We start from the raw sequence: 13,376 nt of genomic DNA on the forward strand, positions 1-13,376 counted from the left end.
TCGGCTAGCTCGCAGAGGGTCACAGAGTCCGGATGCCGAACTGCATCCCCGGACCCACCCTCTTGCGTATTGAACCTAGAGCTCTCGATCGACTGCGATTGTGGTCGATCGAGAGAACTAGCTCATTCACAGTTGGAGGGTATTAGGACTAAAGTCCCTATACGCGTTACGACCAAAGCCCGCATCTAAGGCTGCTATGATAGCTTCTCTGAAGCCTACGTCCAAAAAAATGCAATACAAGGATGTAAAATTCAGAAGAAATCCACTGAGTACTGAGACAGCCTTCCGCGCCGTATGCGCGATTATCCCCTCATCTTCCATATACTATAAATTGATCTTCGATGCACTTAGCCAGTTCGAGCTAAGATCAGAGCAATATTGACGGGTTCTCTCTTTGGCTGTTCGCGCAACACTGCAAATGACTCCGCCCGTTGTGGGATGCCAGTGGAAGTCATTGCCGGCGATCGAAGGGAGTGGTCTTTGGCTTGCGCTGTCGCCACAGCCGGCCCATCACCGTGCGGTCCGGCAACTCAACGCGCTGACAAAGTGGCTGATGACCGAATGCGGCCTAACCCCTCCTTTAGTCAGGTCCTAAGGACCTTGGCTCAGTTAGCCTCGCCATCGAACCGCGGCAGCGGCTCGATATTCACCACCCACGGCAGAGCCGACCGGCACCATATCTGTTTCTTTGGCGTCAGGTCCCGCCGCTGGTCGATGCTGCCGACGCGGATGCCGATCGCGCGGCCTTCGCCGCCCGTGCGGTAGAGTGGCGATCCGCAATTCGGACAGAAGAATTGCCGGCTGAGGGCGCCGCTGTCGCCATGTTTCGTATACATGTGCGGCTCGCCGGAAATGAGCGTGAAGCTTTCCGGTTGCACCGGCGCGGTGACGCGATAGGCCGAGCCCGTCAATCGCTGGCAATCGGTGCAGTGGCAGATCGAGATGCGTTCCGGATCGATCTCCGCCTGATAGCGGATTGCGCCGCAATGACATCCTCCCGTTATATGCATCGGCAACTCCTCAATCCGCCGGCTGTGCGGCCGGGCGTGCGGCATAGAAGGCCTTGGCGTCGGCCGTGAAGGCGGCCCGTTGATCGGCTTGCGTGTAGAACATATGGCCGCCATGATAGAGCTTCAGCCCGACGCGGCCATTGGCGAGCGACGGCGGCAGGTGGTCGACCACATAGCGGCTGACGCTGTAAGGCGTCACCAGATCGCTGTAGCCATGCGCGATCAGCAGATGGAAGGCCGTGTTCGAGGCGAGCAGCTGCCGGATGTCGTCGGTGGCGCTCGCCTGGAAGCGTGATCCGCCGCCGCGGCCGCCACCCCAGTCCCAGCGCCGGCTGATATCGCTGTCTAGCAGCGAATAGGTCATTTCGGTTTTGAAGCCGAGCTCGTTGCGGGCATAGTCGGCGAAGGCGCCGCCGTAGGCGCGGGCGAAGCCGTCGAGGATGGCGTCGTCGCCGCGGTCGTAATCCGACTCCGGATAGGGGTCGGGCGCTGCAAAGGACGCGTCGTAGGGGCTCCTCAGCTCGCCGCTGCCGCCGTTCGAGTGCTTGACGAAAGAGTTGCCTGGGAAGCCGCGGTTGCGGGCGACGATATCCTGCGGAATGCCGGTGAGCCCGGCGATCCTGCCATAGAAGGCTGCAGCATCGGCGCCCGTCGGCGGCGGGCCGGCGAGCGTCGTCAAATAATCGCCGAGCGCGAAACGCTCCGCTTGCCTCTGCTTCTCCTCGGTAAAGCCATTGTGCCGATCGAGTTCGGCTGCAGCCAACGACGGCAGCTCGAGTGCCGCGCCGAGCGCGAACTGGTCGGCATCGAACATCAGCTGCCCTTCGAGCAGCGGCGAGAGCATCACGGCGCCGGCGACGACAATGCCTTGGCTTTCCTGCAGGGTGGAAGCAACCTTGGCGGCGCGGAAACCGCCATAGCTTTCGCCGAGCAGATATTTCGGCGAGTTGGAACGGTTGTTATGCGCGATATAGAGCGCGATCGCCTTGGCGATGCTCTGGGCATCCGAGTTGACGTTGTAATAGTTGGAGGCGTCGTCGGCCTTCGCTGTCCGGCTCCAGCCGGTGCCGATCGGATCGATCAGCACGAGATCGGTAAAGTCGAGCCAGCTATGCTCGTTATCAATGAATTTCGCATGGGCGCCGTCGCGTGCCTGAGGCCCGAAATCGAGCACTTTTGGCCCGACCAGCCCGAGATGCAGAAAGGCGGAGGCCGCGCCCGGCCCGCCGTTGAAGACAAAGGTCAGCGGCCGATCCGGCCCGCCACCCTTGGCGACATAGGCGGTGTAGAAGATCGCGCCGGTCTGCGCTCCGTCTTGGCCGAAGAGATCAAGAGTACCGGCGGTCGCGGTATAGGCGATCTTTCGGCCGTCGATCGTCAGCTCGTGCTCCGTGACGGAGTCGGCTGGCAGCAGCTTCAGCACGCCGTCGCGCGCACTGCGCTCGACATTTGCCTGGCGCCCGCCGCTTTCCTGCGCCAGGGAAAAGGCAGGCCCCAGCGATGCCATCAACGCGGTGAGCAGAAACAGGGTTCGTATGCGCACGATTTGTCCTCCGGCGGATGCGGGCTGAGATAGCGTAGCATCCGCGATCGGCGACCGGAATCAAGAGATGGTGATGGGCCGGGGATGGCAAAGGTGAGGCGCGGCTCAGGCTTTCTCGACCGCGTGCACATTCACCTCCAGCGCCCGGCCGGCCTTCCAGCCGTTGATCGCGGCTCCGAGCCCGAGCGCGACGAACAGAACCGCACACCAGGAAAAGCTTCCGGTCCAGCCGCGGATGAGGCCGACGATCAGCGGGCCGATTGCGGCGAGGAGGTAGCCGACGCATTGCGCCATGCTGGAGAGATGGGCGGCGACATCGGGGTCGCGCGAGCGCAGCACGATCGTCGTCATGGCGGCCGCGATCAGTCCTCCCTGGCCGATGCCTTGCAGCACCGCCCACAGCCAGACGCTCGAAAGCGGCGCAAAGAGCAGTCCAAGCAGAGCGGTGACCGCAACGCCGCAGAGGCCGGCATTGATCAATCGCTGGTCTCTGCCGCGCACGGCGATATGCGGCACGACGAGGCAGGAGGCCGCCTGCACCATCACCGAGAGCGAAACGATCGCTCCGGCCGTGACGCCGTCGAGCCCGCGTTCGCGCAAGATGGGAACCAGCCAGCCGAAGACGCAGTAGGCAAGCGCCGATTGCAGCCCCATGAACAGCGTGACCTGCCAGGCCAGCCGGTCCCGCCAGAGTCCGTCGATGCGAAAGCCGTTTCGCCTTGCTCCGGCGCCGCCGCGAAGGACCTGCGGCAGCCAGATGAGCCCGACGGCGAGCGCCGGCAGCGCCCATGCGGCGAGCGCGCCGCCGAGAGAGCCGCCGAGCGCGTGCTCGATCGGCAGGGTCAGCCCGGCCGCACTGGCAGCACCTGCACAGAGCGCCATCGTATAAAAGCCGGTCATCAGCGCGGCGCGTCTGGGGAAGTCTCGCTTCACCAGTCCCGGCAGCAGCACGTTGCCGACGGCGATGCAAGCACCGGCAAGCGCCGTGCCGATAAAGAGCAGCGGCACGGAGGAAAGCCCACGCAAAGCTGTGCCGAGCGCAAGCAGCAGGAGAACGCCGAGCAGTGTGCGTTCCGTTCCGATGCGCTGGGCAAGACGCGGCGCAAGCGGCGAGAAGATGCCGAGACAGACGACCGGAAGCGTCGTCAGCAGGCTGGCGCCGAGCGCGCCCAGCCCGAGTTCGGAGCGGATCTCCGGCAGGAGCGCCGAGGCGCTCGAAAAGACCGGGCGCAGGTTGAAAGCGATGAGCACGAGGCTCGCGCCGAGCAGCAAACTGGCCGCACCATTCCGCACCGGCGTTGCCTGCTGGGCGGGAAGAGTGCCAGCCTCGGCATCGATCAGCAATTCGTCGGCCACGTCAAGCGTGACGGCGGCAGCGTTGGAAGGTGTATTCATGACAGGATCATTCGGTCGAGTGCGGCAAGAACGGGGGTCATGAACCGGCGCACCGCCGCATCCGCCTGGTCGGGATCGCCGGTGTCGATCGCATCGACGATATCGACATGCGCCTGCATATCGGGTTCGGGAATATCCTTGCCGAGCGTGGCCGCAATGGTGTCGGCGATCGAGGCCGAGAAGAAAGCGTAGATCTCGATCATCGCCCGATTGCCGGAAGCAGCGATGACCGCCCTGTGAAAGGCGAGGTCCCGCTCGATGAAGGCGCCTTCATCGCCGCTGGCGTAACTGCCGCGTTCGTTCAGCAGCCGGCGCAGCTCGGCAATCGTCTCCGGCGTCTTGCGCATCGCCGTCAGGCGTGCCGCCTCGACATCGAGTGCGCAGCGCGCTTCGAACTGATCGCGCAGGCTGGCGCGCCGCGCCATGGTCAGCGGCCGGCCGGCGTCGCTGGTCGAACGCACATAGGTGCCCGATCCCTGCCTGGTTTCGAGATAACCCTGGGAGACGAGAACCCGCACCGCCTCGCGCACAGTGCCGCGGCTGACTGAGAGCGTGGCCGACAGCGAAGCCTCGTTCGGCAGCTTGTCGCCGACCGCCCAGCGCTTGCCGAGAATGTCGCTGCGGATTGCCTCGATCGCCTCATCGGCGAGATTGGTCTTGCTGAGCGCCTGCATCTTCTACTCATAAAGTCATCAGATGACTTTATGAGTAGAAGAATTCCGATCGTCCGTCAATGTCGGAAATACAGGCAATAAAAAAGGGCCGCCTCGGCGACCCTTTCCATGAGTTTGGCCTCGAACTGGCCTGGACTGTCAAAGCAGCCCCAGGAAGGCGGGTCTTAGAGCGAGGGCTGCCTCGCTTTCATCACCTCTTCCATGCCCGATACGAGGTCCGAAATCTCATTAGACATTGGATCACCTTCCTTTCGTTCTGTTGCTGATATGAGAAAGGTAGGATGATTCGCGCCAGATGCAAGAAGAAATTGCATTCAAGGCATCCCTCTGGGCCAGGCCCGCGTTCACAAAAGAACACAGGCTTTCGCCGAATTTGAAGTTCCACTCGGCCACCAAACCGTCATGATCGGCCTGCAAATCAGTCGCGCGTTAAGCTGTTATTAGTCATGACGTTCGACAATTTAGAGCATGCCCGCCGATGCTGCGGGTTCCGGAGCAAAGAGCCATGTGTCGCTGGGCAGCCTATCGCGGAGACCCTCTCTACCTCGAGGAGCTGGTCTCTTCGCCCGCCCATTCGCTGATCGAGCAATCCCATTGCGCCACCCGCGCCAAGACCGCGACCAATGGCGACGGCTTCGGCATCGCCTGGTATGGCGACAGGCCCGAGCCCGGCCGCTACCGCGACATCCTGCCGGCCTGGTCGGATTGCAATCTGAGGAGCCTGGCGCGGCAGATCCGCTCGCCGCTCTTCCTCGCCCATGTCCGCGCCGCCACCGGCGGTGGCACGCGCCGGGACAATTGCCATCCCTTCACGCATGAGACCTGGTCCTTCATGCACAACGGCCAGATATCGGGCTTCGAGCGCTTGCGCCGGCCGATGGAAGCGATGCTTGAAGACGAGCTGTTCAATGCCCGCAGCGGCACGACCGATTCCGAACTGATGTTCCTGCTGGCGCTGCAGTTCGGCCTGCGCGAGGCGCCGGTCGCCGCGATGGCTGAAATGATCGGCTTCGTCGAAGATCTCGCCGAAAACACCATCGGCTCGATCTTGCTGCGCTTCACCGCCGCCTTCTCCGACGGCAAGTCGCTCTATGCGATCCGCTATGCCACCGATCGCAAGGCGCCGACGCTCTACGCCTCGCCCGTCGGTGCCGGCTATTGCCTCGTCTCCGAACCCTTGAACGACGATGTCGACGCCTGGACGGAGATTCCTGATGGCAGCGCCGTCCTCGTCGGCAAAAACGGTATCGATGTCGCGGAATTTCGGCCGGAAAGACCGAGCAAAGCCAAATCGCAACGCATGGCTATCTCGGCATGATCCTTTCCGAAAAACGGGATCGATTTTCGACGAGGATCATGCGCGGAAGCGTTCGGCGATCAGCGCCGCCAGCCTTTCGGCGACCTCTTCCTTCGTCAGGTCTGGCCATTGCTCGACGCCGTCGTGGCGAATGAGTTTGACGCGGTTGCGGCTGCCGCCCATGATGCCGGTCGCCGGCGAAACGTCATTGGCGACAATCAGGTCGGCGCCCTTCCGCTCGAGTTTCGCCTTGGCATTGCTTTCCACATCCTGGGTCTCGGCGGCAAAGCCGATCACCAGCCTCGGCCGCATCGTATGATGTCCGAGAGTCTTCAATATGTCGGGGTTCTCGGTCAGCGCCAGCGTCGGAATGGATTCGCCGGGATGTTTCTTCAGTTTCTGGTCGGCGGCGGACGCCACGCGCCAGTCCGCCACCGCCGCCACCATCACGGCGATATCGGCCGGCAGCGCCGCCAGCACGGCATCGCGCATTTCCTCGGCCCGCTCGACATGGACGACATTGGCGCCGACCGGATCGGCGATCGTCACCGGCCCGGAGACGAGCGTCACCTCGGCCCCGAGCTTGGCCAGGGCTGCGGCGATCGCATGCCCCTGCCGGCCGGAGGAGCGGTTGGCGATGTAGCGCACCGGATCGATCGGCTCATGGGTCGGTCCCGAGGTGACGATCGCCTTGCGGCCCTTCAGCGGCCTTTCCCCCTCGTCGAGCATGGTTTCGGCAGCAGCGACGATCTCCAGCGGCTCCGCCATCCGGCCGAGCCCCGCCTCCCGGCTTTCGGCCATCTCGCCGGCCGTCGGCCCGACGAAACGCACGCCGTCTTCCCTGAGCCTCGCCGCATTGCGCCGTGTCGCCGGATGCGCCCACATGCGAGGGTTCATCGCCGGTGCGGCCAGCACCGGCCTGTCCGTCGCCAGGAGCACGGTCGAGGCGAGGTCATCGGCAAGCCCGTTCGCCATTTTCGCCATCAGGTCGGCCGTCGCCGGGGCGATCAGCACGAGATCGCAGTCGCGCGCCAGCCTGATATGGCCGACATCCTGTTCGTCCTGCCGCGAAAAGAGATCGACGAAGACATGGTCTGCCGCCAGCGCGCCGACCGCAAGCGGCGTAACGAACTCCTGCGCGCCTTTGGTCATGACCGGACGCACGCTTGCGCCGCGCTCCCGCAACCGGCGGATCAGATCCAGGCTCTTATAGGCGGCGATGCCGCCCGAGATGATGAGGAGGATGCGTTTGCCGCTGAGAGCCATGGCCTTCTACCCGTCGCCTTTTTCTGATTGATCTTGACCCTAAGCCTTTGGCGCAGAACATGCAATCGCGCGGGCGAGCGAGGTGACAGGCCCTGTGGGAGTCGGGGCGAAACGGAGAGGTTGCCGCAAATCTCTTCTCCCCTCGGGGGAGAAGGTGCCGGCAGGCGATGAGGCTACACGGCGTTCCCTCTCATCTTGGCCGATCCATTTCGCCCCAACCCGCAGCGAATAACCGCCCCACCATCTCAGGTGCGAGTGATCGAAATGCCGCCGTCGACCAGCGAGGCCGTACCGGTGACGAAGCTCGCATCATCGGAGGCGAGGTAGAGAACCGAGCGGGCGACTTCATCAGGTGTCGCGACGCGCTTCAGCGCATGCATAGCGGTGATGGCAGCCTGCTTGTCTGCTGTATCGTTCACATCGCGGTACATGTCGGTATCGACGGCCCCCGGCAGGATGGCGTTGACGCGCACGCCCTGCGGCCCGAACTCGGCGGCGAGAGCCTGCGTCAGGCCGATCAGGCCGGATTTGCTGGCGGCATAGGCGGCAACGCCGGGAAAGGCGAAGCTGTAGCCGACGAAGGTCGAGGTGAAGATCACCGAGCCGCCGCCATTTTCTGCCATCGCGCCGATCTGATGTTTGGCAGCGAGAAAGGATGCTGTGAGATTGACGGCCAGCGCGTCGCTGAAGCCTGCTTCCGAGACACCGGTGCTCGGACCGGCTTCGCCGATGATGCCGGCATTGTTGAAGGCGATGTCGAGCTTGCCATAATTCGTCATCGCGGCGGCCACCAGCGCTTTATGATGATCTTCCGAGCGGACGTCGCCGGCAACGGCAATAGCCTTGCCGCCCTCGGCCTCGATCTCTGCGACGAGGCTGTGGAGTTCGCGCTCGCGGCGCGCGCCGACGACGACCTTGGCACCTTCGGCGGCAAAGAGCTTTGCCGTGACGCGGCCGATGCCGGAGCTTGCGCCGGTAACGATTGCGACCTTGTCATTCAAGCGGTTCATGGTTGCATCTCCTGTGGTTGACCCGAGGCGGCCCTTGCCGTTTCGTTGATCAGAAGATGGCATTTTCTTTTCGTTCGGATTAGTCTCCAGATTGAGGAACTGGAATTCGGAAATACCGAACGATGATCAGGATAGAAGGCATCGCGGCTTTCGTTGCCGTGACGGAGGCAGGCTCGGTCAGCGAGGCGGCCAGGCGGCTGCGGCTGTCCAAATCCGTCGTCAGCGAAAGATTGGCGGAATTGGAGAAGTCCTTGGGCGGCGTCCTGCTGCACCGAACGACACGCAAGCTCACCTTGACGGAGGACGGAACTGTATTTCTGCAGCGCGCCGCGCGCATCGTGCGTGAAATTGACGAGGCCGCCGCCGATATGGCCGAGCGGCGCGGCACGCTGTCCGGTCCGATCCGCATCGCCGCCCCGGTCACGTTCGGCCGCATGCATCTCGGCCCGGCGCTCTACCCCTTTCTTGCCGACCATCCCGATATCGAGTTGACGCTCGATATCGATGACCGCCGCGTCGATGCGGCCTCGGACGGCTACGACGCCATCATCCGCAACGGCCCGATCGCCGACAGCCGGCTGGTCGCCTGGAAGCTCACCCATAGCCGCCGTCTTCTCTGCGCCTCGCCGGATTATCTGGCCCGCGAGGGAACGCCGTCGTCGCTCGCCGACCTCAACCGCCATCGCGGCGTCTTCTACACCAATCGCGGCGTTGCCGACTGGCGCTTCCAGACGCCGGAGGGGGCGGTCGTCGTCCGCGCCAAACCGGCGCTCGCCATCAATAATGGCGACATGCTGCGCGATGCCGCGATTGCCGGCCTTGGCATCGCGCTGCTGCCGGCCTTCATCGCCGGCCCGGCCATTCGCGAGGGGCGGCTTGCCGAAATCGATGTCGGTCACAGGCCGGAGGCCGAATTCATCTATATGGCCCATCCCGAGGGCCGAAATCCCTCGGCCAAGCTTCGCGCTATCGCCGATCACCTGAGAAAGAGCTTCGGGGACCCGCCCTATTGGGATCCAGCGGGCTAACGCATGCGTTCGAAGGATCACCGGGATGAAGATATGCCGCCGCCAGCGCAAACCGTAAAAACCGTGATCGCAGCAGAAAAGCATTATCTGGCGCGAGGCACCGGCGCCTATCGCCGCGCCAGCCTGGCGCTCTTTCTCTCCGGTTTTTCCACCTTCTCGCTGCTCTATTGCGTGCAGCCGCTGCTGCCGGTCTTCTCGCAGGAATTTTCCGTCAGCCCGGTCGAAAGCTCGCTGTCGCTGTCGCTCTCCACCGGCTTTCTGGCCGTCGCCATCGTCTGCGCTGCCGCGGTCTCCGAGGGTCTTGGCCGCCGCAGCCTGATGAAGATATCGCTGGTCGGCGCGGCATTGTTGACCATTGCCACGGCTTTTGCGCCGGGCTGGCATCTGCTGCTCGTCATCCGCGCCCTGCAGGGCCTGGTCCTCGGAGGCGTGCCGGCCGTCGCCATGGCCTATCTTGCCGAAGAAATCGATCCGCGCGGCCTCGGCGCCACCATGGGCCTTTATGTCGGCGGCACGGCCTTCGGCGGCATGTCCGGCCGCGTGCTCACCGGCATCTTTGCCGAATATTTCGGTTGGCGCCCGGCGCTCTTCCTCGTCGGCGCCATGGGACTTGCCGCGGCGATCGGCTTCATCGCCCTTCTGCCGCCGTCAAGGAATTTCGTCCGCCGGCCGGGCTTCGATCCCCGTTTTCACGCGAAAGCCTGGCTCGGCCATCTCAGAAATCCGGCGCTGCCCTTCCTCTTCGCCATCGCCTTCCTGGCGATGGGCTCCTTCGTGACGATCTACAATTACGCCAGCTTTCGCCTCATGGCGCCGCCTTACGGCCTCAATCAGACCGAACTCGGCTTGATCTTCACCGTCTATCTCTTCGGCATCGGCGCCGCCTCGATCGGCGGGCTGCTGGGAGACCGGATTGGTCACTTTCCGGTGCTTCTCTTCGGCCTCGCACTCACGGCTGCCGGCAGCGCATTGACGCTCTTCGCCTCGCTGCCGTTGATCATCCTTGGTATCATCGTGCTGACGACCGGCTTCTTCATGAGCCATTCCATCGCCAGCGGCCTTGTCGGCAAACTTGCCTTTGGTAACAAGGGCCACGCTTCATCAATTTACATGCTCGCCTATTACGTCGGCTCCAGCCTCATGGGCTCGGCCGGCGGCTGGTTCTGGGCGGTCGAAGGCTGGGCGGCCGTCGTTGTCTTCACCCTTGCCATGCTGGCGTTGGCCTTTATGTCAGCCAGTGTCGCGCACCACTTCGCAAGGATAAAGGCATGATCCGCATCGACCGTCTCGACCATCTCGTGCTGACCGTCGCCGATATCGCAGCCACCTGCGATTTCTATTCCCGCATCCTCGGCATGTCGGTCGAAACCTTCGCGGAAGGCCGCAAGGCGCTGAAATTCGGCCGGCAGAAGATCAACCTGCACCAGGCCGGTCGCGAATTTGAACCCAAGGCCAGACATCCGATCCCTGGCTCCGGCGATCTCTGCTTCATCGCTGAGACGCCGCTCGCCGATGTCCTCGCCCATCTGCAGGCGTCAGGCGTTGCGATCGAAGAGGGCCCGGTCGAACGCACCGGCGCGATCGGCCGCCTGCGCTCAGTCTATTTCACGGATCCCGACGGCAATCTCCTCGAAGTTTCCGAGCTGATCGATTGACGCTCCAACCGCCGCAGGCTGTTCTTCCGTCGCTGTCGCGAAGTCCGGATCGACGGCACCGGTCACGTCGGCAAGCCATTCCCAATCATTGGAAATCGGCTCGAGTATGATCGCGGGCCCCTCGCGCCTGATGGCGACGGTGTTACCATCGAAGCGGAAGGCCTTCGGCAGCCGGACCGCCTGGTAACCTCCTGACCAGAAGATCTTGGCTGTTTCCACGTCATGGCTCCTGATGGGATGACAAACAATTTATAGAAAGTTCAGGGATATTCATCCAAGCTTTATATAGGGAACGTCCTTCTTCGCCACCTCATCAAGCGCCTCGTCATATCCGGCATCGGCATATCGCATCACGCCGAGCGCGGTGTCATTGGTCAGCGCATGGTCGAGCCGTTCGTCGGCGGCGTCGGTGCCGTCGGCGATCACGGTGACGCCGCAGCTGGTCATGTAGCCGGCATAGCCGCCGCCGCCGGAATGGACGACGACGAGATCGGCCATCGAGGAGCAGAGCATCATCGCATCGATCAGCGGCCAGTCGGCGATCGCGTCGGAGCCGTCCTTCATCCGCTCGGTCATGATATTCGGATGCGCCATGGCGCCGGCATCGAGATGGTCGCGGGAAAAGGCGACAGGACCCTTGATCTCGCCGCTTGCAACCAGCGCATTGACACGCCGCGCCAGCAGCGTGCGTTCGCCGTGACCGAGCCAGGCGATGCGCGCCGGCAGCCCCTCGAAGGGCACGTGCTCGCGCGCCAGCCGGATCCAGTTGGTGATGATCTTGTTGTCGGGAAACATCTGGATGAGCAGGTCGTCAATCCTCGCGATATCGCTCTCCTCGCCCGACAGAGCCATCCAGCGGAACGGCCCGATCGCCCGGGCAAACAGCGGCCTGAGATAGGCTTCGGTGAAGATCGGAATATCGAAGGCGTTGGCGACGCCCCCCTCGCGGGCCTGCGTGCGGATGAGGTTGCCGTTGTCGAAGACTTCCGAGCCCTTCTTCTGGAAGGCGAGCATCGCGCTCACATGCTCGACGATTGAGGCGCGGCTTGCCGCCATCAATTGCCCCTGGCCATCGTCGCGCAGGCCTTGGACCTGATCGAGGCTCATGCCCTTCGGCACGTAGCCATAGACGAGGTCATGCGCCGAGGTCTGATCGGTGACGATATCTGGCACGATGCCGCGCCGGGCAATCTCGGGATAGACCTCCGCCGCATTGCCGACGAGACCGACGGACAGCGCCCGCTTCGCCTTTACGGCTGCATCGATCATCTCAAGGGCGGTATCGAGATCGGGAGCGATTTCCTGGAGATAGCCGATCTGCTGGCGCTTGCGCGCCCGCTCCGGGTCGATGTCGACGCAGAGGATCGCCGCGCCCGCCATGCGGCCGGCGAGCGGCTGTGCGCCGCCCATACCGCCGAGGCCGGCCGTCAGCACGAAGCGGCCGTGGAGGTCGCCGCCGAAGCGCCGCTCGGCAATGCGCATGAAGATTTCATAGGTGCCCTGGATGACGCCTTGGCTGCCGATATATTGCCAGGCTCCGGCCGTCAGCCCACCCCAGCAGATCAGCCCTTTGCGCTGCAGCTCGTAGAACACTTCGGCCTTTGCCCATTGCCCGACGATGTTGCAATTCGCCATGATGACGAGGGGAGCCCTGGCATGGGTCTTTACGAGCCCTATCGGCTTGCCGGACTGGATGAGCAGCGTCTGGTCCTCATCCATCTCCGTCAGCGCCTTGACAATGCCCTTGTGCGCCGCCCAGTTGCGGGCGGCCTTGCCGAGCGCGGCATAGACGATCAGATTGTCGGGATCCTCGCCGACGGCGAGCACGTTTTCGAGCAGCCGCAGCAGCGCCTCCTGCCGCCAGCCCTTGGCGCGCAACTCCGGCCCACCGGGAATCGGAAATTTCGGATGGCGTGGATTGACCTTCGGCATAGTGGGTTCCTCGTTTGGTTCTCTGCTTTTCCCTTCTCCCCAGCGGGGAGAAGGTGGCCCGAAGGGTCGGATGAGGGGGCCGCACGGCACGCCCTCTATTGCTCTTCGCTTGCGCTCAGCGCATTCGCTCCTGGCGTCGCTCACCCCCTCATCTGTCCTTCGGACATCTGACCGGGGTCGAGCCGCAGGTCTAGCCCCGTCCTTCAGACCCCCACAGGGGAGAAGGGAAATGGCATCACTTGCTCGGCAGCGATTCCACATAGGCAAGCGCCGCATCGAGCAGACGCCGTCTCAGGGCATCGTCGCCGTAAGCCTCGGCGGAGGCGCGCAGCCAGCCGTGCATGACCCGCTCGCCCATCAGCATCCGGATTACGCCCGGCAGCGCCAGTGCCCAATCATCATTGCCCTTGCCGAGACGGATCAGCATGCCGTCACTGCGCGCACCGCAGAGAAGATTGCCGTCCAACAGGAAGGCGCGGCCGCCGAACATGGATTTTTCGCTGAGGCCAGGACGATCGCCGAGTTCCTCACGCAGCAGTTCTTCAAGGCCGGGATCGCGTGCCATG

13 protein-coding genes are annotated in these 13,376 nt (G+C 63.5%); 4 read left to right on the forward strand and 9 right to left on the reverse strand.

All coding sequences use genetic code 11. The features are described 5' to 3' along the window. Nucleotides 1–605: 605 nt before the first annotated feature. The 4 genes from NXC14_RS01655 to NXC14_RS01670 form a co-directional block, all read right to left on the reverse strand. Nucleotides 606–1,010, reverse strand: a complete 405-nt coding sequence (locus tag NXC14_RS01655; RefSeq protein WP_085776685.1) for a GFA family protein — start codon at nt 1,008–1,010, stop codon at nt 606–608. A 10-nt stretch (nt 1,011–1,020) separates the two neighbouring features. Next, nucleotides 1,021–2,553, reverse strand: coding sequence for a carboxypeptidase (locus tag NXC14_RS01660; protein ID WP_085776686.1), 1,533 nt, complete (start codon nt 2,551–2,553; stop codon nt 1,021–1,023). 105 nt (nt 2,554–2,658) lie between these two features. Beyond that, nucleotides 2,659–3,948, reverse strand: coding sequence for an MFS transporter (locus tag NXC14_RS01665; protein ID WP_085776687.1), 1,290 nt, complete (start codon nt 3,946–3,948; stop codon nt 2,659–2,661). Continuing rightward, nucleotides 3,945–4,622 carry a FadR/GntR family transcriptional regulator gene (locus tag NXC14_RS01670; RefSeq protein ID WP_085776688.1) on the reverse strand — a complete coding sequence of 226 codons (678 nt, stop codon included), beginning with the start codon at nt 4,620–4,622 and terminating at the stop codon, nt 3,945–3,947. The genes NXC14_RS01665 and NXC14_RS01670 overlap by 4 nt, the downstream gene beginning before the upstream one ends. A gap of 505 nt (nt 4,623–5,127) precedes the next feature. On the opposite strand from NXC14_RS01670, the gene NXC14_RS01675 reads away from it, so the two are divergent. Continuing rightward, a complete protein-coding gene (locus NXC14_RS01675; protein WP_085776689.1) occupies nt 5,128–5,940 on the forward strand; it encodes a class II glutamine amidotransferase in 813 nt (270 codons plus the stop codon). 36 nt (nt 5,941–5,976) lie between these two features. Here NXC14_RS01675 and coaBC read toward each other — a convergent pair whose 3' ends face one another. After that, the gene (gene coaBC / locus NXC14_RS01680; RefSeq protein ID WP_085776690.1) at nt 5,977–7,185 is read right to left on the reverse strand and encodes a bifunctional phosphopantothenoylcysteine decarboxylase/phosphopantothenate--cysteine ligase CoaBC; all 1,209 of its coding nucleotides are present in this window, start codon (nt 7,183–7,185) and stop codon (nt 5,977–5,979) included. A gap of 245 nt (nt 7,186–7,430) precedes the next feature. Next, nucleotides 7,431–8,195, reverse strand: coding sequence for an SDR family oxidoreductase (locus tag NXC14_RS01685; protein ID WP_085776691.1), 765 nt, complete (start codon nt 8,193–8,195; stop codon nt 7,431–7,433). A 122-nt stretch (nt 8,196–8,317) separates the two neighbouring features. On the opposite strand from NXC14_RS01685, the gene NXC14_RS01690 reads away from it, so the two are divergent. Genes NXC14_RS01690 through NXC14_RS01700 form a run of 3 tightly spaced genes read left to right on the forward strand, consistent with a single transcriptional unit; the run spans nt 8,318 to nt 10,878 of the window. After that, a complete protein-coding gene (locus tag NXC14_RS01690) occupies nt 8,318–9,223 on the forward strand; it encodes a LysR family transcriptional regulator (protein WP_085776692.1) in 906 nt (301 codons plus the stop codon). A gap of 33 nt (nt 9,224–9,256) precedes the next feature. After that, nucleotides 9,257–10,495 (forward strand): MFS transporter, encoded by a 1,239-nt coding sequence (locus tag NXC14_RS01695; protein WP_085776693.1) that lies wholly within the window; start codon nt 9,257–9,259, stop codon nt 10,493–10,495. Continuing rightward, nucleotides 10,492–10,878: a VOC family protein gene (locus tag NXC14_RS01700; protein WP_085776694.1), complete on the forward strand. Its 387-nt coding sequence runs from the start codon at nt 10,492–10,494 to the stop codon at nt 10,876–10,878. Before NXC14_RS01695 ends, NXC14_RS01700 begins: the two co-directional genes overlap by 4 nt. On the opposite strand, the gene vapB is transcribed toward NXC14_RS01700, so the two are convergent. From vapB to NXC14_RS01715, 3 genes are all read right to left on the reverse strand, one after another. Then, a complete protein-coding gene (gene vapB / locus NXC14_RS01705; protein ID WP_085776695.1) occupies nt 10,819–11,097 on the reverse strand; it encodes a type II toxin-antitoxin system VapB family antitoxin in 279 nt (92 codons plus the stop codon). The genes NXC14_RS01700 and vapB overlap by 60 nt on opposite strands. 51 nt (nt 11,098–11,148) lie before the next feature. Next, on the reverse strand, nt 11,149–12,810 hold the full coding sequence (locus tag NXC14_RS01710; RefSeq protein ID WP_085776696.1) for a urocanate hydratase: 1,662 nt from the start codon (nt 12,808–12,810) through the stop codon (nt 11,149–11,151). Between the two features lie 235 nt (nt 12,811–13,045). Beyond that, the gene (locus tag NXC14_RS01715) at nt 13,046–13,375 is read right to left on the reverse strand and encodes a TfoX/Sxy family protein (RefSeq protein ID WP_085776697.1); all 330 of its coding nucleotides are present in this window, start codon (nt 13,373–13,375) and stop codon (nt 13,046–13,048) included. Nucleotide 13,376 lies beyond the last annotated feature (1 nt).

This window comes from Rhizobium sp. NXC14 (assembly GCF_002117485.1).
Taxonomy (GTDB): Bacteria; Pseudomonadota; Alphaproteobacteria; order Rhizobiales; family Rhizobiaceae; genus Rhizobium.

Bases quoted from the DNA above. Each gene is read 5' to 3' on its own strand.
- NXC14_RS01655 (WP_085776685.1), bottom strand. From the start codon at position 1,010: ATGCATATAACGGGAGGATGTCATTGCGGCGCAATCCGCTATCAGGCG.
- NXC14_RS01665 (WP_085776687.1), bottom strand. From the start codon at position 3,948: ATGAATACACCTTCCAACGCTGCCGCCGTCACGCTTGACGTGGCCGAC.
- NXC14_RS01670 (WP_085776688.1), bottom strand. From the start codon at position 4,622: ATGCAGGCGCTCAGCAAGACCAATCTCGCCGATGAGGCGATCGAGGCA.
- NXC14_RS01675 (WP_085776689.1), top strand. From the start codon at position 5,128: ATGTGTCGCTGGGCAGCCTATCGCGGAGACCCTCTCTACCTCGAGGAG.
- coaBC (WP_085776690.1), bottom strand. From the start codon at position 7,185: ATGGCTCTCAGCGGCAAACGCATCCTCCTCATCATCTCGGGCGGCATC.
- NXC14_RS01685 (WP_085776691.1), bottom strand. From the start codon at position 8,195: ATGAACCGCTTGAATGACAAGGTCGCAATCGTTACCGGCGCAAGCTCC.
- NXC14_RS01690 (WP_085776692.1), top strand. From the start codon at position 8,318: ATGATCAGGATAGAAGGCATCGCGGCTTTCGTTGCCGTGACGGAGGCA.
- NXC14_RS01695 (WP_085776693.1), top strand. From the start codon at position 9,257: ATGCCGCCGCCAGCGCAAACCGTAAAAACCGTGATCGCAGCAGAAAAG.
- NXC14_RS01700 (WP_085776694.1), top strand. From the start codon at position 10,492: ATGATCCGCATCGACCGTCTCGACCATCTCGTGCTGACCGTCGCCGAT.
- NXC14_RS01710 (WP_085776696.1), bottom strand. From the start codon at position 12,810: ATGCCGAAGGTCAATCCACGCCATCCGAAATTTCCGATTCCCGGTGGG.
- NXC14_RS01715 (WP_085776697.1), bottom strand. From the start codon at position 13,375: ATGGCACGCGATCCCGGCCTTGAAGAACTGCTGCGTGAGGAACTCGGC.